The sequence below is a fragment of the Arthrobacter sp. B2a2-09 genome (genome assembly GCF_027587375.1).
Lineage (GTDB): Bacteria > Actinomycetota > Actinomycetes > Actinomycetales > Micrococcaceae > Arthrobacter.
This window is the reverse complement of record NZ_JAMXIC010000011.1, coordinates 44,604-64,106: the sequence shown is the minus strand read 5'-3', so window position 1 is coordinate 64,106 and position 19,503 is coordinate 44,604. Positions and strand designations below refer to the sequence as shown.

The following is a 19,503-nucleotide window of genomic DNA, read 5'->3' as shown; positions in this document are numbered from 1 at the left end:
TGACGCATGGGATTAATCATCCCTGACTGGCTGGCAAGCCACGACTGAATATGCAGCAGTTGCCATACCGTTACCGCAGTACGTAGCCGCGCATGATGGTCATGATGGCCGCTATGCTCTGCTCGCGGGTGCGCTCGGGGTTGTACGTCTGCCGGTCAAGGCCCACCACGAAGATCGCTCCGAACATTGCGGCCTCGAGACTGCCCCGGGCAATGCCGGTATCCACGGTGTACGTGGCGGCGACCTTTTCGATGGCCGCACCAATCACACCCAGCAGCTCGCTGCGGAGTTCGACGAAGAGCTTGCCCCACTCGCTGGGCGTCCGCCAGTTCTCGCTGATCCAGAGCCGCGCGAAGGACGGGTAGTCGTCCATGAAGTCCATGGCTTTGCCGAGCATTGCTTCCATGGCCTCGAGCGGATCGGCGTGCAAGCCCTCGATGGTCTGGAGCCGGCCGAGCATGATGTCGACGCCGTGGCGCAGCAACTGGGCGATCAGATCGGACTTGCTGCCGAAGTTGTAATAGACCGTTCCCTTGGACACCCCGGCTGCGGCCGCGATCTCGTCCACCGTGACCCCTGCTGCGCCGCGCTCGCCGATCAGCTCCATGGAAGCGTCGAAGAGGCGCTGCTTGGTCGCGTTGGTGCGAGCGGGGCGGAGCTTCTTTTCCGGGAGCCCGGGACCCGGGCTGCCCGTCTCCGGAAGCCCTGGGACGTCCGGCTCTTGCATGCTCATACCGCGATCTCCGGCTTCAGGGTCTTGAGGGTCCAGAACTTGTGCTTACGGACGGCCAGCGTGGAAAGCGCGGCTCCCAGCACAGTGTAGCCAAGCAGGCCCAGGACAATCGGCCAGATCATGGACAAGTCGCCGCCGTAGATCAGGTGCCGCATGCCGGTCACCACGTAGCCCATCGGCATGATCTCGTGCACCACGTGCAGCGGCATGGGTGTGGTCTGCCACGGGAACGTTCCGCCGGAAGACACCAACTGCAGGACCAGCAGGATCAGCACCACGAACTTTCCAGGAGTCCCCAGCAATGCCACGATGCCCTGGATGAGTGCCGTAAACGCCATGACAGCAGCCAGCATGAACAACCACATCCACACCGGGTGCGCCGCGTTGAGGCCCAGCCCCAGGTCCACCACGAGTGTGAGGATGCTTGCCTGCAGCACGGACACCACGAAGAACGGGAGCCAGCCGCCGACGGCGATTTTCCACGACGGAGCGTTCGAGGCCAAGGCCCGCTGCGTGATGGGCCGCATCGCCTGGACAAGCATGAACACGCCGATCCAGAGGGACAGGGTCAGGAAGAACGGGGCGAGGCCCGCGCCGTAAGACCCTGCCTTGGCCTGGGAAACATTGTTGACCGCCACAGGATCCGCGATCACCTTGGACACCTCGCTCTTTTGGGCGTCGTTCGGGTTCGGGACCTTGCCTGCGCCCTTCGCCAACTCGCTCGCCAAGGTGCGGGATCCGTCCGCGGCCGTCGCGGCACCGCTGGCAAGCTGCGCCGCGCCGTCGTCGAGCTTTGCCGCACCGTCCGCGAGAGCCGCCGTGCCGTTGACGGCAGACTGTTCGCCAGCGGCCAGGGTGGAAGCGCCCGAGCTGAGCTGGTCCGCGCCTGCCGAGGCCTGGCCGATGGCGCCCGTCAGCGCTGGCGTGGCACCCGCAAGCTTGGCGGCGCCCGCACTGACCGCGGCCGACCCGTCTGAAAGCTGCTGGATCTGCGCTGCATCAGCCGAGATCTTGGCTTTGGCATCGGTCACCGGGGCGGATGCGGCGGCGGTGTCGAAGTCGGCCAGGATTTTGTTCGCCTGGTCCTGGGTGATGACCCCGGCTGACACGAGCCTCGCGTTGGAGGCCACCACGCGATCCCTCGCTCCGGCGTCGAACGCTGAAAGCTGCCCGACGACGTCCTGGACTTTCGCGTTCAGCTGCGCGTTTCCGGCGGCTACTTGGGCGGCGCCGTCGGCGAGCTTCTGGGAGTCGGCCGGGAGGGACGCGGTCTTGTTCTTCAGTTCGGTGAGCCCCGCGCTGAGCTGCCCGGCGCCGTCGTTCAACTGATTCGCGCCGTCGCGCAACTTGTTTTGGCCCGCCAGGAGCTCGGACGCGCCGCTGCTGAGCTTGCTGGTGCCGTCGTGGAGGGTGGCCGCCCCGTCACTGAGCTTGCCGACGCCGTCGGCGAGCTGGGAGGCGCCGTCGGACGCTTTGACGATGGAGGCGTGGATGGTGCCGAAGCCCGTGAGGAGTTGGTTGGCGGTTTCCTCGCCAACTTCCTTGGCCACGGTGGAGTGCACTGCGGTGGTGAGTTTGTCCACGATGGTGCTCAGGAGGTAGTTGTTCGCGTCGTTGGTGGTGACGTTGAGCATCGCCTGGTTGGCGGCGTCGAAGCTGCCGGGCGAGACCAGGTTGCTGGAAAAGTCCTTCGGAATCTTCAGGGCGAAGGCGTACTTGCCGGATTCCACGCCGGCGTCGGCTTCTGCCGTGGTGGTCACCCGCTGCCAGTTGAAGACGTGGCTCTCCACGAGGCTGTCGGCAACCTTCTGGCCCGCCTGCAGTTCGGGGCCGTTGGCCGGCTGGGCTCCCGCGTCCTCGACGACCAGGGCAGCGTCGATCTGGTTGAGGTTGCCGTAAGGATCCCAGTTCGCGTACAGATACACGGCTCCGTAGAGCAGGGGCACCATGGTCAGAGCGAGGATGGTCAGCTTAGGCAGGAGCCCGCCGGTCATGCGCTTGAGTTCGGAGCGGGCCAGCCGCAGAACAGTCACTTTGCGGTCCTTTGCAGGGTTTCGGGTACTTCTTCGGGATCTTCTTGCGCGGTTTCGAGGGGTTCGGCCGGTGCCGCGGGCTCGGGTGCCGCCGCGGTGTGGCTGACCGAGTTGCCAATCACCGCGGCCGGTCCGTCCCAGCTGTCCGGGAGGGCAGAGACGACTGCGACGACGGCGAGCGGCCGCCCGGCGTCGTACGCCAACCGCTCAAGCCGCGGGAGCCAGTCCGCAGGGTTCGCGCCGTGCCGGTCCGGGGAATCGAGCACCAGGAGATCGAGGGCGGGATCCGCGAGGGACAGGGCCATCAGGAGCTCGAGGCGGCGGTCCGCGGGGAGCTGCTCAATCCACAGCCCGGCGATGTCCTCGAAGCGGTTGACCTTGAGCCACGGCTTGCTCAGGAGGGCGCCACGGTAGCGGCGGGGGATGAGGGAGAGGTCTTCGGTAACGAGGTCGCGGACGCTCAAGTGCTGCTCGGGCTCGTTGACGCCGGGAGCGTCAATCAGGGCGCTCGCGGCCCGGATATTCTTGGTCTTCGCGGAGTTGTCCCAGGTCAGGAGGCCTTTGCTGGGTTTCATCCGGCCGCTCAGCGCAAGTGCCAATGCCGTGCGCTGGTCCTGACCGTCGCCGCTGACCAAGAGGAGCTCGCCGCGCCTCGCTTCGAGGGAAGTGGGAGGCAGGAGATCGTCCCGGCGGCCGTCGATCTGGAGTTGCTGTGCAGACAGCACAATTGGACCTTTCGCAGAACTTGTTATCTGCTCCAATCGTAACTGAACTGACTAGTCAGTTCAAATAGAGCTCAAACTTCGCGACTATTCGGCCCGCGTGAATGTCCCCAGTCCGGTGCTGTCGTAGAAGTCTAGGGTGACGCTTGGCGACGGACCGCCGCTGCTAGCTGCAAAAATTGCCCCCGCCAGACCGTTGCCGTTCTCTCCGATGGATTCAAAGCTGAAAGTGTCGCCGTCAAAGTGGGTGAGTGGGAAGGTGGTGGGGCTGCCGGCTGGTCCCATCTTGAGCGCGAGTTTTCCGTCCTGGTCGAGGACCACGAGCGGGCCGTAGTAGGGGTTGGCATATGTGCCCGTGTACGTAACGTTTGCCCTGGCCGGAGCAGGGTTGGTGGGAACTTTGGTGTAGTCGACCTTTGGTTTCTCGGAGGCATCGATCTGCTTGAAGACGCCAGCGGTGAATGCCAGCCAATCGACTGTGGGTACGCCGTGCTGCGCTGCGTCCAGGAAACCTGCGGTGATTGCTTCAGGAATGCCCTGCGGGCGCCCGTTGGTCAGGGCCACAATGGCCAGCTGCTCGCCGGGGAGCATGGCAACAGCGGTGGCGGTGCCAAGATTGAACGCACCGGAGTGTCCCAGCTGGACACGGGCCTGATCGTCATAGGAGACGTTCCAGCCCAGCCCATAGAAGCGGGAACGGACGGCCGGAGCCGGCGCAGGTCCGGAAACCGCATGCGGAACGTGGGTCGTTTGGAGCGCGGTTGGATCGATGACGGGCTTGCCGCCATAACTGCCGTTGCCGAGTTGCAGCCGGAGCCATTGCGCCAGATCCCGCACAGAGGAACTCGCACCCCCAGCCGGAGCCTCGGAATCGGCGTCGCGGTGGTACTTCGCTGCCCATTGCTTGTTCCCGAGCGGGACGTGAATGATTGCCTTGTCCGACGCTTTGTCGTAGTCCGAGTTGCGGTAGCTGCTTGCTGACATGCCCAGCGGCCGGAACAGGATTTCGTCGGCCAAATCCTCCCAGGACATTTTCATCGCTTTGGCGGCTGCCTCGCCGCCTGCCGTGTAGCCGAAATTGCTGTAGTTGTAGCTGGACCGGAAGGTATCAAGCGGCTCCTGATTGAGGTGGCTGAGGATGTACGCGCGGTCGAATCCGAGGTCTTCCAGCAGATCACCCGACCCTGTTTTCAGCCCGCTCTGGTGTGACATGAGGTCGGCAAAGCTGGCATTTCGCGTGACGTAGTCATCCTTGAGGGCAAAGCCCTTGTCATATTCAATGACGGGATCGGTCCATTTGAGGAGTTGCCTCCCCACTATGCCGGCCACCACGGTTGACGCCAGGGGCTTGGATACCGAAGCAAGCTTGAACACCGTGTCAGGACCGATCCGCTCCGGCTTCCCGATCTCCCTGACGCCGAAGCCCTTGGAGTACACCACCTCGTCCCGGTACACCACGGCCACCGCCATCCCCGGCAACCCGGTTTTATCCATGGCGTCTTGGATCAGACCGTCGAGCTTGCTCAAAGCATTGTTGACCCTAGCCCGGTCCAGCAGCGGTTCGATCTGCCCCGGCGGGGCCGGGAGCAGTGCGGCCGACGCCTGCGACGCGGGCTTTGCGGATTCGGCAGTGCAAGCCGAAAGTACCGAAATGCTGGCTACGCTGGCCGCTCCGAGCCCAATTGTCTTTAGCAGCGCACGTCTATCCGGAGAAATATCCATGAATGCTCACAATCCGTACTTCTCCAATAGGCGCAGCCACACCTCGCTGATGGTCGGGAACGACGGCACAGCATGCCACAGCCGATCCAAGGGAACTTCGCCCACGATCGCGATGGTCGCGCCATGCAAAAGCTCGGCTACTCCAGGCCCGGCGAACGTCGCGCCCACCACCACCTTCCGGTCCTCGTCCACCACCAGTTGTGCCCAGCCTTCGTAATTTTCCGAGTGCAGCTGGGAACCAGACACGTTGATGGGGAGTTCCACCGAGCTTGCGTTGATGCCCTTTTGCAGCGCCTGCTTGAGGCTAGGGCCCACGGATGCCACTTCCGGATCCGTGAAGACCACGCTGGGGATCGCATATTCGTCGGCCGTTTTTGCGAGGGCGCTCCAGGGCTTCGGGGCGCCGTGGAGGGTTCCCTTGGCGCGGGCAACGATGGCATCGCCGGTTGCCCGCGCCTCGTACTTGCCCTGGTGCGTGAGGAGGGCGGCTCCCGCTGCATCGCCGGCCGCGTAGAGCCACAGCCCGCTGGTGCCGTCGCTGGCGGCGCCCTCAACCAAGCCGCTTGAGTCCGTGGTGAGGCGCAAAGGCTTGCCCTCTTCGGCGTCGAGCCCTACGTTCTCGAGTCCCAAATTATCAAGGGCCGGCCGCCGACCTGTCGCCACCAGCAACTCGTCAGAGTTCAAGACTGTCCCGTCGCCAAGGGTGACGCTGAAGGCATCGTCCGTGTTGTGTTCGACGCGCGTGGTGTCTGTCCCAAGGTGGAGATCGACGCCGTCCGCCCGGAGCCCCGCCGCAACTAGCTTGGCGGCTTCCTCGGGGAACGTGCTGAGCAGCCGGCCGCGCGCAACCAGCGAAACCGACGAGCCCAGGCGGGCGAAAGCCTGGGCAAGTTCGACGCCGGCAACTCCGCCGCCCAGCACCGTGAACCGTTCGGGGATGTGCCGCGCAGAGGTGGCGCCGCGGGTTGTCCAGTAGGGGACGTTGCGCAAGCCGTCGATTTTCGGGATGAGTGGTGTGGATCCGGTTGCCACAACGACGGCGTGATGGGCCTTGAGCGAGTAGCTGTTGCCGTCCTTGCCATCCACTTGGACTTCGCGGGGGCCCGTGATGCGTGCTCTGCCCCTGATGAGTTCGATGCCCGTGTCCACGAGCCACTTCACCGCGCCGTCGTCCTGCCATTTGTTGGTGAAGTAGTCGCGATACTTCAGGACGGGCGCGGCATCCAGGACCTTCGTGACGGAGTCCGATGCTCCGGGCACTGATTGTGCTGTGTGCAAGGCAGTTCCTGGGCGAAGGAGCGCTTTGGACGGTATGCAGGCCCAGTAGGAGCATTCCCCTCCGACGAGCTCGGCTTCAACAATGGCCGCGGTAAGGCCGCCCCGGACCACTCGGTCTGCAACGTTTTCACCCACGGCACCAGCGCCGATCACGATGACATCGAATTCCCGGATATTCTCCTCAGCCATGGGAGAAGCCTACGCCCGGACACAGGCTGGGATCAGGGACCCGACGATGCATTCTGCTGGATCATTCCTCGGCGCGGAACCGCGGGGCCTGTATTTGCGCGGATCTTTTTTGGTGGGATCCGAATGATCCAGCAAAATCATGCAGGGTCGGGACGGCCGGAGGCTTCTAGGCGTCCATTGCGCCCTTGAACCAGCCTGTGATGCTGGCCGGATGCGTGATGGCGGTACCGACGACGACGGCGAACGCACCGGCGTCGAGGGCCTGGAGGGCTTGCGCGGGGGTATGGATGCGGCCCTCGGCGATGAGCGGCCTGCCTAGCCCGGCGCCGGCGATCTCCGCGAGAAGCCCAAGATCGGGACCGTCCGTCTTGGGACGCTCCCCGGTGTACCCGGCCAGAGTAGTACCGATCAGGTCAGCGCCCGCTTCGACGGCGGCCACCGCATCAGCGTAGGAACCGCAGTCAGCCATGACCAAGGCATGCGATTCGGCGTGGATTCCATCAACGGTTTGCTTGAGGGTCAAACCGTCGGGACGGGCGCGTCGCGTGCCGTCAATCGCCACGACGTGGGCGCCGGCATTCGCGACGGCGAGGGCATGCCGGAGTGTCGGGGTGATGAAAACGCCGTCGTGCCCGTCCTTCCAGAGCCCGATCACCGGAACCTCCACAGCCGCGCGGGTGAACTGGACGTCCGAGATGCCCTGGACCCGGACTGCCGCGGCACCGCCGATAACCGCCGACGCCGCCACCTGGCCGGTAGTCCGGGGATCGCGCATGGGCTCGCCCGGGTAGGCCTGGCAGGAGACAATCAACTGCGAGCGGAGGGCTTCGAGGCCATCGGGGGTCAGGATCATGGGGTGTCTCCTTGCGAGGGTGTTCGGGTGTTTGAGTGTCAGGTCAAGACGAGCTTGGCAGCGCCCACAATGGCTGCGGTATTGCCTAGCGCCGCGCGAAGCACGGGAATGTCAGCAAGCGGGCCCATCAGCTCTTTGCGCAGGGCGCGTTCCATGGGTTTCCACCAGAAACCTCCCGCATCTGCCAAGCCCCCGGAAACCACTACTGTCTCCGGATCGAGGATGTTGACGAGTCCGCCGATCGCCTGCCCGGCGGCGCCCGCGCCCGCACCGATGGCTTTGATGGCGGCAGCATGGTTGGCGGCAGCATTCTCAATCGAGGCGGCACGCGCCAGCGAAAGCTGGGCCAGCGCAAACACGGCACGCGTATCAGGGACCTCGGGGGAGCCGCCGAAACGGAGGAATGATTCGTGGATGGCCGGGCCGGAAGCGATCGCCTCGACGTGGCCCGAGCCGCGGCACACGCACGGGAGCGCTTTGCCCTCGTGATAGGCGTACGGCGAAGCAAAATGTCCCACATGCCCACCCACAAAGTGATGCCCCAAAACAGGAGAGCCGTCCAGCACAAAGCTGCCGCCCACACCCGTTCCGAAAGCCACCATGAGCGAACTCGAAGACCCCGCAGCCGCACCACGCCACGCCTCACCAAGAGCATGGGCATGCACATCGTTGACCGCACGGACCGAACCCCGAGGCAAGCCAAGGAGTTGCGCCAAACCCCCCGTCAACCTGGTCCCGGCCCACCCCAGAATCGCGTCAGTCGCCGAAACGACCTCACCATTCACGGCATCGATGACTCCGGCCGAACCCACGCCAACACGCCCGACGTCGATTCCCTCACCCGCCGCACGCCGCATGAGCCGCCCCACGAGCGCCGCAGTCGCCCTCAAAATAGCGTCGCCCCCGCCCCGATTCAGCGTAGGAATCTGCTCCGAAAACAACACCTCCCCATCGGCCCCCACAACCCCCGCGGCAGTCTTCGTCCCACCAAGATCAACCCCGACCACGTACATCATGTTTGTCCTCCGGATCGTTCGATTGCTGGGTTCATTGTTGCTGCGGTTGGTCTCGGTCAGGTGAGTTCTGGTTTCGGCGGTGCCTGAGCTTCGATTCGTCTCTGCTCAGGTTAGTTGTGGCTGGGTCAGCGCGGACCCATCATTTCGCCGGCGCTTAGACACCTCCCGACGTTCCGCTAAGGTCGCTGGGCGACCTCCGCAGAACTCTGGTCGGCGATGCGCGCCTACACGAAACAATGCGCCCACGCTTTGCGCTGTCGGCTCACCTGACGCTGCGAACCGTCGGCCCACCGTCGGCCCACCGACCGACCGCCGCGCCGACTGATGCCGACGTCCCCGAAGCGATAGGTGACCCGATCGCCCGAGTGCCGGAGGGACGGTTCCGGCGTAAAACGAGTGACGGCGGCACCGTACGGATCCCGGCCCCACCACGAAGGTTCCGCATTCGCCCGAGTGTCGGAGGGACGGTTTTGTGTAGTCCCGTATCGCCGACCAAAGCTGCATGGACGTCGCTCAGCGACGGGAATGCAGCGTCGGGAGGTGTCTAAGGGACGGCAAAACTGGTCCTGCGGCACGACCCGACCACGTCAACAATCTGAGGTGAGTGACGGCAACAGCTCAAGTCACGGCAACAAGCTGAGGTAAGCGAGCCGGACAATAGCGGACTAAACCAGGCCGTTGCGCTCGAGGATCGTGCGGATTGCTGAGGTTTCTTCGGCGTTGAGGGAGAGCATTGGGGCGCTCATGGTGTTGGATTCGATGATGCCCATGATTTGGAGGGCGGTCTTGAAGGCGCCGAGTCCTGCTGCGCCGCCGGAGACTCGGCCGTTGGGGGTGTAGACGATGTCGAAGAGGTCGGCCAGGCGGTCTTGCTCGGCGGCGGCTGCGGTCCAGTCTCCGTCCTGGGTGGCGTCGAACAGGCGGCGGTAACCGGCAGGGTCGACGTTGCCGAGGCCGGGGACCACGCCTTGGGCTCCGGCGAGGAGGGCGCCGTCCACAACTATTTCGTGGCCCGTGAAGATGTCGAAGTTGGGGATGTCCTTGGCTGCGAGGATGAGTTGGCGGAAGGAGACGTCGTCGCCGGATGAGTCCTTGACGCCTGCAATCACACCGTCGCGGCCGAGACGGACCAGGAGCTCGGTGGGCAGTTTGAAGTGGGTGCGGACGGGGACGTCGTAGGCGAAGATCGGCTTGTCCACTGCAGCGTGGATGCTGCGGAAGTGGGTTTCGGTCTCCTGGGCGTTGCCGATGGCGTAGTACATGGAGGTGACCACGATTGCGTCGGCGCCGAGGTCCACAACCTTGCGTGCTTCTTCGATGACGCGGTTGGTGGTTTGTTCGTTGGCGCCCACGATCAGTGGCACCGCGCCGGCGTTTGCGTCGGCGATCGTGGAGACGACGAGTTCGCGCTCTTCGTTGGTCATGTAGGGGACCTCGCCCGAGGAGCCCAACACGAAGAGGCCGGACACGCCGCCGTCGAGCAGGTGCTTGGTGACGTTCTTCAGGGACGCGGTGTCAACGCGGCCGTCTGCGTGGCGGGGGGTGATGACCGGGGGAATGACGCCCTGGAACTGAGTAGACACAGAAATCTCCATTGTTTGGAACTGATTTGTTTGGATCTGGATGGGAAAACTAGGTGTGGAGCAGGCTGGGCGCGGCGCCGAGCAGCTTCTTGGTGTAGTCGTTGCTCGGGTTGTCGAAGACCTGGGCGGCCGGGCCTTCCTCGACGATCTGTCCGAAGTACATGACGCAGATGCGGTCGGAGACGTAGCGGACGGTCTGGATGTCGTGCGAAATGAACACCATGCCGAGGTTCAGCTGGGTTTTCAGGTCGGACAGCAGGTTCAGGACTTGGGCGCGGACGGAAACGTCGAGGGCCGACGTCGGCTCGTCCGCCACGATGATGTCCGGGTCCAAGGCGAGGGCACGGGCGATCGCCACGCGCTGGCGCTGGCCGCCGGAAACTTGCGACGGCGTGACCTCGGCCGCCGATTGCGGCAAGCCCACGAGGGCCAGCAGTTCCTTGACCTTGTCCGAGCGCGACGCGGCGTTGCCGATGCCGTGAACCTGCAGGGGATCGGTGAGGATGTCCTGGATGGTCATGCGCGGATTGAGTGCCGTGGCCGGGTCCTGGAAGACCACGGATACGGCACGCCCGAATTCCTTGCGCATCCGGGCGCTGCGTTTGATGGCCGGCTTGCCGTGGAAGAGCACCTGGCCCGACGTCGGGGCCTGGAGTCCCACGAGCACTGAAGCGAGCGTGGACTTGCCGCAGCCGGACTCGCCGACAATGCCGACCGTTTCGCCGCGGCTGATGCTGAAGTCCACCCCGTTGACGGCTTTGACGATGTTGGGCCGGAAGAGGCCGCCCGTGCGGGCCGGGTGGTGGACCTTGACGTCTTTGAGCTCGATGACCGGCTTGCCGGTTGAAACACTCACTTCGCGTCCTCCTTCAGGTGGCTTGCCCAGTAGTGGTCCCTGTCCGCTCCGCCGCCGGCGGGTTCAACAACTGCGAGGACCAGTTGCTGGTCCGGGTCTGCGTCGGGCCGCAACGAGCGGGCCGCAAAGCGGTCGCCCGGGGCGAAATCGCGCGGCGACGGGACGGTGCCGGGGATCTGGTGGAGGCGGACGGCGTCGGCCTCAATCGAAAGGACTGCGCCCAACAAACCGCGTGTGTATTCGTGCCGCGGGTTCTGCAGTAGCTCCGAAGCCTGTGCGGATTCCACCACCTGGCCGGCATACATGACGGTGATGCGGTGGGCCAGGGAGGCAACCAGGGCGAGATCGTGGCTGACGAAGACCATCGCGAAGCCGAGCTGTTCACGCAGTTCGTTGAGCAGATCCACTACCTGCTTTTGGACCGTGACGTCCAGGGCTGTGGTGGGTTCGTCTGCCACCACGATCTTCGGCGAGCGGGAGAGCGCCATGGCGATCAGTACGCGTTGGCGCTGGCCGCCGGAGAGCTCGTGCGGGTAGCTGGCGAGCGTGCGGACGGGATCTAGCTTCACCATTTCCAGCAGCTCGGCGGGGGTCTTGCGGCCGCCGCGCCTGGTCAGCTGGGTCATTTGCTCCTTGATCTTCATGGACGGGTTGAGCGAACTCAGCGCATCCTGGTAGACCATGGCGATCTGTTCGCCGCGCAGGCCTTGGTAGGCCTTGGCGTTGCTGTGCTTCGAGCCGGAATCCAGGAGTTCCTTGCCATCGAAGGTGATGGACCCGGTGATCTCGGCGGTCTTCGGCAGGAGGCCCATGATCGCGAGGGACGTGATGGACTTACCGCAACCGGATTCGCCCACCAGGCCCATGGTTTCCCCTTCGCGGACGGTGAACGAGACGTTGTCCACGATGGCGGTTTCGCCGAAGCGGCCGGGGAAGCGGATGGAAAGGTTCTTGACCTCCAGCACGTTCCGGGAGCCGGCGGGGACCTGGGGAAGCCGGTCCGTGCGCTTCGCCTCAATGGATGCGAGGAGCTCGAGTTCCCGATTCAGCGCCGACATGGGGTCCAGCAGTGCATGCGGATTCTCTACTGCGAGCCTCGGATTGTTCAGGACACGAGTATCGTTCAGGACCGACGCCGCGTAGTCCTCTTCCGAGAGCGGATCGCCGTTGGCGGGGCGAACGCCGTCGAGCTCGTGCTGTTCCACCACGGAAGACTGGGCTACCGACGTCGCGATCTCGGTATCGACGGCGGCACCGGCCACCGCCGCGCCCGCAAAGGCAGCGGCAGCACCGTCGTCGTCCTTCACGACCGGTGCCTTCCGCAGTTTCGGGTTCACCATGGCGTCGGTGAGGCCCTCGGCGAGGATGTTCAGCGCAAGGACGGTGAGCAGGATGGTGAGGCCGGCGAAGGTGGTTGCCCACCAGCCGCCGGAGAGGACCAGGTTGCGGCCGTAGGAGATCACGTTGCCCCACGACGGCGCAGGATCCTGGACACCGGCGCCGAGGAAGGACAGGGAGGCTTCGAGGATGATGGCGTCGGCCACCATGACCGTGGCGAAAACCAGCACCGGGGCCGCGGTGTTGCGGACGATGTGCTTGAGCAGGATGTAGGCGCGGCCGGCACCCATCACGCGTTCGGCGCGGACGTAGTCTTCACCGTATTGGGAGAGCACATTGGCGCGGACCACGCGGGCAAGCTGGGGGGTGTAGATGATGGCGATCGCGACGATGATGGTGGGCACCGAGTTGCCGAACGCGGCCAGGAGTACGGCTGCCAGGGCGATGCCCGGGAACGCCATGAGGATGTCCATGAGGCGCATGATGATCTCGCTGACGGCCTTGCTGGACGTCGCGGCGAGCGAGCCAAGCACGGCGCCGACGACGATCGCAAGGGCCACTGCGCCGAGGCCGATCATGAGCGAAGACTGTGAGCCGTAAATGAGCCGGGAGAAGACGTCGCGGCCGAGGCGGTCGGTGCCGAAGAAGTGGTCGCCGTCCGGAGCTTGCGCCGGAATGAACGTTTCCAGGGGATCGTGTGGCGCGATGATCGGCGCGAAGATCGCAGCCAGGGCGATGACCACGAGGAACAAGAGGGCAAAACGTGATCCCCAGGGGAGGGACTTGAAGCGGACGCCCGCGGCGCTGAGCCGTTCAGCAAGTTTGCTGCGCATGGCTATACCGTCCTGATTCGGGGGTTGATGAGCAGGTACAGGAGGTCCACCACGATGTTCACCAGAACGAAGGTGACCGAGATGGTGAGGACCACGCCCTGGACCAGGTTGACGTCCAGGTTGGTGATGCCGTTGAGGATCAGCTGGCCCATGCCGGGAAGGGCGAAGATCATTTCAATTACGACGGCGCCGCCCAGGAGGTAGCCGATCCTGAGTCCCAGCACGGTCACCGGAGTCACTAGCGCGTTACGCAGGACGTTCCGGGAAACCACCTCGCGGTAGGGGACCCCGTTGCCGATGGCAGTGCGGACGTAGTCACGGTCCAGTTCCTCCACCATGGACGTGCGGACCACGCGGATCAGGGAAGCGGAGACCGGAATGCCGAGCGCGAGGGCCGGGAGCGCCATCGAGTTGAGCCAGCCGCCAAAGCCGGACTCCGGCGTCGCGATTCCACCCGAGGGAAACAGCGGGTTGTCACCAAGCGCGAACCACTGGATGAGCAGGATGCCAAGCCAGAAGGACGGGGTGGCGATGGCCGCGATGGAGAAGATCCGGACCAGCTGGTCCTGCCACTTGTCGCGGTACAGGGCGCCGATGATGCCGAAAACCAAGGACAGTACGACGGCGATGATCACGCCGAGGAAGGTCAGCTGGAGCGTCAGCGGGAAGGCCGAAGCGATCATGCTTGCCACCGACTTTGACGGCGGGGTAGTCACGCCAAGATCGAGCTGAAGGAGCCTGCCCAGGAAGCGGAAGTATTGGACGAACAGGGGATCGTTCAGGCCGTTGTCCTGGCGGTACTGCTGTTTGGCGGCCTCGCTGGCGCCTTCGCCGAGGGCCGAGCTGGCCTGGTCGCCTGGGGCTGCTTGAAGGACGAGGAAGACCAGCAGCGTGATGCCCAGGATCATCAAGGGCAATGCTGCGAGCCTGCGTCCAAGCAGACGCAATATCATGACCAATTTGTTCTCCGGTTGCTTTGGTGCGGCCGCTTCGTGGCGGTCTCGCGGGGTAGTGCTTCTGAGGGGTGCGCCCCGCCCAACTAGCTCGCAGTAAGTGTCGTTTTGAGCCGTCTAAACGACAACAAATGCGAGCCAGTTGGGCGGCTCAGCGTGTGGTGTGGTTAGGCGGTGCGGCCGACGCCGATGAAGGACAGTCCCGTGGTGGGCAGCGGCTTGAAGCCTGAGAGCTTCTTTTCGTCCCATGCACTGGGAAGCTGGCGGTGGAAGATCGGGTACAGCGGGACTTCGTCGGAGACGAGGTCCACGATTTGGCCGGTGATCTTCTTCGCGTCGCCGGCTGCGGCCTGCGAGCCCTTGTCCATCAGGCCCTGGAGGGTGGCGCTTTCCGGAGTGGTCCAGTAGGCGCGCTTGGCCATCCAGGTGGCGCCGGAGTAGAACCAGCTCAAGAGCAGGTCCGCGTCGTTGCCGAAGACGGAGGGGTCGCCCGGGGCCGCGACCACCGAGAAGTCGGCCTTGCCAACCCTGTCTGAATACAACGCGCCGGACTGCAAGTTCTTGGCGGTGACCTTGACGCCGGGGATCTTGTTCCAGGACTCTAGCATCAGCGGGGCAACGTCCTTGACCCAGGCGGTATCCGTGGTGATCAGCTCGAATTCGAGGTTGCTCACGCCGGCCTGCTTCAGGAGGTCCGCGGCCTTCTGGGGATCGTAGCCGTAGACGTTCTTGGCCTTGACGTAGTCCGGGTGGCCCTCCTGGAAGTACGACGACGCAGCCTTGGCATTTCCGAACAAGGCCTTCTTGATGATGGCGTCCTTGTCCAGTCCATAGTGGAGTGCCTGGCGGACCAGCTTGTTGTCGAACGGGGCCTTGGCGCAGTTGAACATCAGGAACAGCATGCCGAAGGACTGTACGGATTCAACCCGGGTTTTGGACTTGAGTCCGTCCATGTCCAGGTAGGGCACGTCTTCGATCGCCTGGACGCGGCCCGACTGGGCTGCCGTGACACGGGCTGCCGCGTCCGAGAGCAACAGCCAAGTCATGCCCTTGGCGAGCGCCGGCTTGGGGCCGTTGTAGTCGGCGAACGCTTCGAAGACGATCTTGTCGTCCTTGACTGCCGAGATCAGCTTGTAGGGGCCGGAGCCGACGGGCTTGGCATCGAATCCCTTCGGATCGGCCGAGGCCAACGCCTTCGGGACCACCTTCACCACGGAGATTCGCGGTCCGAAGCCGGGGAAGGGGTACTTCAGCGAGAACTCGACCGTCTTGGCATCGAGGGCTTTGACGTCCTTGATGAATGGAATGAACTGGGAGAACAAGGACTTGTTGGCCGGGTCCATCACGCGGGTGAAGGAGTAGACAACGTCGTCGGTGGTGACAGGGGCGCCGTTGTGGAACTTGGCACGGTCGCGGATGGTCACCTGGTACGTGGTGTCGTTGACCTTCTTGGGGTCGCTGGCAGCCAACGCGTTATAGGGCTCGCGGGTGGCCGGGTGGAGTTCCACGAGGCCTTCGAAGATGTGCAGGTTGGCGGCCTGCGGCGTGGCACCGGAGGACGTCAGGGGATCGAAACCTGTGGACAAGGCATAGGAGATGCCCGCTTCGATGGTGAGGTCCTTGTTGACGGTCGCAGTGTTGTTCGCTGCGCCCGTGGTGGTGGAGGCAGGACCGCCACATGCAGACAGGGTGGCCGTGAAGGCCGCAGCAGCGCCCGCCGCTGCGGTCAGCTTGAGGAAGTTGCGTCGGCTGGCGTCGCTGACCAGCGGCAGTTTGTTAATCGTGTTGCTCATAAGATGCCTCACCATTCAAGTTTTTCTGGTTATCGGATGTAGGACATCCGATGCTCGTAAAGAAACTGTAAGGGCGGTCACATGAAGTCGTCAAGCGAGATCTGGATCACTGGTGACCCGGCGAGCGGCCGCGGCACTGCCGGCGAGCGGCCGCGGCACTGCCGGCGAGGTGCAGCCGGTGACCGCTTGGCCGCCGTTTACCTTGCGAGGTTCGGCCTGGGGCTCAGCCAAGGTTCGGTCAAAAATAAGGGCGAACATCTATCAAGGAGATGGGACATCCGATATTGTATGTTGCGAAGCACTATATTCACGGTGGGCGCTAGGCTCACCTCAACATTAACACTGCACTGATTCCTTGTCCCCGGTCCTGAAAGGGTCCGGGCCGAGGATGGGTACTTTTGCAAGGAGAGCCATGACCACTTCCGGTGTCGTTCCGCAGGCGCGGTTCAGCGCACAGGCCCGGCTCAGGGCCCTCCAGTCGGACATTATGGAATTGATCCTCGAACGCGAGCTCGAGGCGGGCGATCCTTTGCCCACGGAAAATGAACTCTCTGTGGCGTTGGGGGTAGGGCGCAACACCCTGCGCGAATCCTTGAAAGTGCTGCAGGCCCTGGGTGTCATCGAGATTCGCCATGGCTTTGGCATGTTCGTCGCCCCAAGCAACTTCGAGGCTCTCGCTGACGGCCTGACGTTCCGGGGCCGCTTGTCGCTGCGCCACCAGGGGCTCGAGGCGCTGCAACTCGTGGACGTGCGCCAGGCCCTCGAGTCGGGGCTGATCGGCTCCTCCATGGAGGTGATGACCACTGAGCAGCTCGCCATGATCGAAGAGGCCGTCAAGCAGATGGAGGAGCTCGCACACGCCGGCGAGAACTTCGTGGCCGCCGATGCCGAGTTCCACCGCCGGCTGTTCGAGCCGCTGAACAACGAGCTCCTCATCAACCTCATGGGCGTTTTCTGGAAGGTCTACCGGAAGATCCACGTGGAGATCGGCTCCGCCAACGAAGATCTTGTAGCTACCGCGGCCATGCACCGCAGCATCTATACCGCCGTCGCGACTGGGGACAAGACCGCGGCTGCCGAACTGCTCAACCGTCACTTTGACGGAATCCGCCGCCGGATCAGCGAGGCCGTCGCAGTCTGAGCCTGGCACCCGAGCGCAAGGGCCGCCGTCGTACTTTTTCATGAAGTACGACGGCGGCCTTGTCTTTTGTGTGCGCGGTTCCGCCAGGAAGGCGTGACCCAAGTAGCTCGCACTTATTGTCGTTATGAGGGCTCAAAACGACACCTGCTGCCAGTCAGTTGGGGGAGTGTCGGCTTAACGAAGAAGACCCGCACCGGAGTCGGTGCGGGTCTTCATTTGTGCGCCCAGAGGGATTCGAACCCCCGGCCTTCTGTTCCGTAGACAGACGCTCTATCCAGCTGAGCTATGGGCGCATCTTGGTGATTCTCGGGAGTTTCAAACTCGTTCCCCCCTCGAACCTCAATAAACTTTACGCGAGATCCCCGTTCGTGCCAAATCAGCGCGGTGTAATCTACCTAACTAGACCGGTCTATGTGACCTTAGTCACTAAATTTGGCGAATCCCTGACGCAGATCCTTGATTTTTAGGGGTTTTGCTCCGAAATGGTCAAGAGATCCTATGTCCGAACCCAGATTGGTCTACTCCGCGACCCCTAGCATTTAGGACACACCACTGAACCCGAGGAAGGGAACCACGATGGGCGATCTGGCGCGACTGCCGCTGCTTGAGAAGGCACCTACTACGCATGCACGCCTGTTGGCCTGGGTGGAGGAAGTAGCCGAGCTGACACAGCCGGACCGCATCCACTGGGTTGACGGCAGCGAAGCTGAAAACAAGAAGCTGACCGACGAACTCGTCGCGGCCGGCACCTTGAAGAGACTGAATCCGGAGACGTTCCCGAACTCCTTCGCCGCATTCTCCGATCCTGCCGATGTTGCGCGTGTGGAAGAGCAGACCTTCATCTGCTCCGAGAACGAGCGCGATGCCGGCTTCACCAACAACTGGATGGCCCCGGCCGAGATGAAGCAGAAGCTGCGCGGACTGTTCGCCGGCTCCATGCGCGGCCGCACCATGTACGTCATTCCGTTCGTGATGGGCCACCTGGATGCCGAAGATCCGAAGTTCGGCGTCGAGATCACGGACTCCGCCTACGTTGTTGCCTCGATGCGCATCATGGCCCGCATCGGCACCGATGTCCTTGAGCGCATTACGCAGACCGACGCTTTCTTTGTCCCCGCGTTGCACTCTCTGGGCGCTCCGTTGGAAGCCGGCCAGGCAGACGTCGCATGGCCTTGCAACCCGGACAAATGGATCGTGCACTTCCCGGAAGAGCGCTCCATTTGGTCCTTCGGCTCGGGTTACGGCGGCAACGCCCTCCTCGGCAAGAAGTGCTACGCCCTGCGCATTGCGTCCGTCATGGCCCGCGACGAAGGCTGGCTGGCCGAGCACATGCTCATCCTGAAGCTGACTTCGCCTGAGCAGAAGACCTACTACATCTCTGCGGCGTTCCCCTCCGCTTGCGGCAAGACCAACCTGGCCCTTCTGGATCCCACTATCAAGGGCTGGAAGGTGGAGACGCTCGGCGACGACATCACCTGGATGCGCTTCGGCAAGGAAGGCGAGCTCCGCGCCGTCAACCCCGAGGCCGGCCTGTTCGGCGTCGCTCCCGGCACCGGTTGGGGCACCAACCCCAACGCCATGCGCGCCATCGCCAAGGGCAACAGCATCTTCACCAACGTCGCGATGACCGACGACGGCGGCGTGTGGTGGGAAGGCATGACGGAGGAAACACCGGCGCACCTGACTGACTGGCAGGGCAACTCCTGGACTTCTGGCTCGGATAAGCCTGCGGCACACCCGAACTCCCGCTTCTGCACGCCGATCGACCAGATCGACATGCTTGCCGAGGAGTACTTCAGCCCCGAAGGCGTGGAGCTCTCCGCGATCCTCTTCGGTGGCCGTCGCAAGACCACCATCCCGTTGGTCACCGAGGCGCGCGACTGGTCCAACGGCATCTTCATGGGTTCCACACTGTCCTCCGAGACCACCGCTGCTGCAGCCGGTGCGGTCGGCGTTGTGCGTCGCGACCCCATGGCCATGCTGCCGTTCATCGGCTACGACGCAGGGGACTACCTGAACCACTGGGTCAATCTGTCCGCCAAGGCTACGCCGGAGCGACTGCCCAAGATCTTCCTGGTCAACTGGTTCCGCCGCACCGCCGAGGGTGGCTTCGCCTGGCCTGGTTTCGGTGACAACGCCCGTGTCCTCAAGTGGGCCATCGAGCGCCTTGAAGGCAAGGCCGACGCCGTCGAGACACCCATCGGCTTCGTGCCGACCGGCGAGTCCATCGATCTCGAAGGCCTGGACATGACCCCTGCCGAGGTGGAAGCCGCAGTGCGCGTCGACCGCGCCGAGTGGGAAACCGAACTGGCATCGATCGAGGAATGGTACGCAAAGTTCGGCGGTTCCCTGCCGGACGCGCTGCTCTCCGAGCTCGACGGACTGAAGGCCCGCCTGGCCTAGCCCACCGCCTCTCTGGTGGAGACTCGGCTTACGACGACGGCGGTTCGGCACCTTGCG

The 19,503-nt window shown here is 63.9% G+C and carries 14 protein-coding genes and 1 tRNA gene; 2 read left to right on the top strand and 13 right to left on the bottom strand.

The window, feature by feature from the left end; translation table 11 throughout:
• Window positions 1–70: 70 nt before the first annotated feature.
• The 12 genes from NFJ07_RS13420 to NFJ07_RS13365 all read right to left on the bottom strand — a co-directional run bounded on the left by NFJ07_RS13420 (window position 71) and on the right by NFJ07_RS13365 (window position 15,917).
• Window positions 71–733, bottom strand: a complete 663-nt coding sequence (locus NFJ07_RS13420) for a TetR/AcrR family transcriptional regulator (protein WP_269995021.1) — start codon at window positions 731–733, stop codon at window positions 71–73.
• A complete protein-coding gene (locus NFJ07_RS13415) occupies window positions 730–2,766 on the bottom strand; it encodes a YhgE/Pip domain-containing protein (RefSeq protein WP_269995020.1) in 2,037 nt (678 codons plus the stop codon). The genes NFJ07_RS13420 and NFJ07_RS13415 overlap by 4 nt, the downstream gene beginning before the upstream one ends.
• The gene (locus tag NFJ07_RS13410; RefSeq protein WP_269995018.1) at window positions 2,763–3,491 is read right to left on the bottom strand and encodes an ABC transporter ATP-binding protein; all 729 of its coding nucleotides are present in this window, start codon (window positions 3,489–3,491) and stop codon (window positions 2,763–2,765) included. Before NFJ07_RS13410 ends, NFJ07_RS13415 begins: the two co-directional genes overlap by 4 nt.
• A gap of 84 nt (window positions 3,492–3,575) precedes the next feature.
• Window positions 3,576–5,210 carry a serine hydrolase gene (locus NFJ07_RS13405; RefSeq protein WP_269995017.1) on the bottom strand — a complete coding sequence of 545 codons (1,635 nt, stop codon included), beginning with the start codon at window positions 5,208–5,210 and terminating at the stop codon, window positions 3,576–3,578.
• Between the two features lie 6 nt (window positions 5,211–5,216).
• On the bottom strand, window positions 5,217–6,677 hold the full coding sequence (locus NFJ07_RS13400; RefSeq protein ID WP_269995016.1) for a dihydrolipoyl dehydrogenase family protein: 1,461 nt from the start codon (window positions 6,675–6,677) through the stop codon (window positions 5,217–5,219).
• A 166-nt stretch (window positions 6,678–6,843) separates the two neighbouring features.
• On the bottom strand, window positions 6,844–7,530 hold the full coding sequence (locus tag NFJ07_RS13395) for an N-acetylmannosamine-6-phosphate 2-epimerase (RefSeq protein ID WP_269995014.1): 687 nt from the start codon (window positions 7,528–7,530) through the stop codon (window positions 6,844–6,846).
• 38 nt (window positions 7,531–7,568) lie between these two features.
• Window positions 7,569–8,546: an ROK family protein gene (locus NFJ07_RS13390; protein WP_269995013.1), complete on the bottom strand. Its 978-nt coding sequence runs from the start codon at window positions 8,544–8,546 to the stop codon at window positions 7,569–7,571.
• 665 nt (window positions 8,547–9,211) lie between these two features.
• The gene (locus NFJ07_RS13385; RefSeq protein WP_269995011.1) at window positions 9,212–10,129 is read right to left on the bottom strand and encodes a dihydrodipicolinate synthase family protein; all 918 of its coding nucleotides are present in this window, start codon (window positions 10,127–10,129) and stop codon (window positions 9,212–9,214) included.
• Window positions 10,130–10,178: 49 nt separating this feature from the next.
• A complete protein-coding gene (locus tag NFJ07_RS13380) occupies window positions 10,179–10,985 on the bottom strand; it encodes an ATP-binding cassette domain-containing protein (protein ID WP_269995009.1) in 807 nt (268 codons plus the stop codon).
• The gene (locus NFJ07_RS13375) at window positions 10,982–13,156 is read right to left on the bottom strand and encodes a dipeptide/oligopeptide/nickel ABC transporter permease/ATP-binding protein (protein ID WP_269995008.1); all 2,175 of its coding nucleotides are present in this window, start codon (window positions 13,154–13,156) and stop codon (window positions 10,982–10,984) included. Before NFJ07_RS13375 ends, NFJ07_RS13380 begins: the two co-directional genes overlap by 4 nt.
• 2 nt (window positions 13,157–13,158) lie before the next feature.
• Window positions 13,159–14,115 carry an ABC transporter permease gene (locus tag NFJ07_RS13370; protein WP_269995006.1) on the bottom strand — a complete coding sequence of 319 codons (957 nt, stop codon included), beginning with the start codon at window positions 14,113–14,115 and terminating at the stop codon, window positions 13,159–13,161.
• A 161-nt stretch (window positions 14,116–14,276) separates the two neighbouring features.
• Window positions 14,277–15,917 (bottom strand): ABC transporter substrate-binding protein, encoded by a 1,641-nt coding sequence (locus NFJ07_RS13365; protein WP_269995005.1) that lies wholly within the window; start codon window positions 15,915–15,917, stop codon window positions 14,277–14,279.
• 397 nt (window positions 15,918–16,314) lie between these two features.
• On the opposite strand from NFJ07_RS13365, the gene NFJ07_RS13360 reads away from it, so the two are divergent.
• Entirely contained in the window at window positions 16,315–17,043 is a 729-nt protein-coding gene (locus NFJ07_RS13360; protein ID WP_269995004.1) for a FadR/GntR family transcriptional regulator, read from the top strand.
• A 219-nt stretch (window positions 17,044–17,262) separates the two neighbouring features.
• Here NFJ07_RS13360 and NFJ07_RS13355 read toward each other — a convergent pair.
• Window positions 17,263–17,336, bottom strand: a tRNA-Arg gene (locus NFJ07_RS13355).
• A gap of 283 nt (window positions 17,337–17,619) precedes the next feature.
• Between NFJ07_RS13355 and NFJ07_RS13350 the strand changes: the two genes are divergently transcribed.
• Entirely contained in the window at window positions 17,620–19,446 is a 1,827-nt protein-coding gene (locus tag NFJ07_RS13350; protein ID WP_269995003.1) for a phosphoenolpyruvate carboxykinase (GTP), read from the top strand.
• Window positions 19,447–19,503 lie beyond the last annotated feature (57 nt).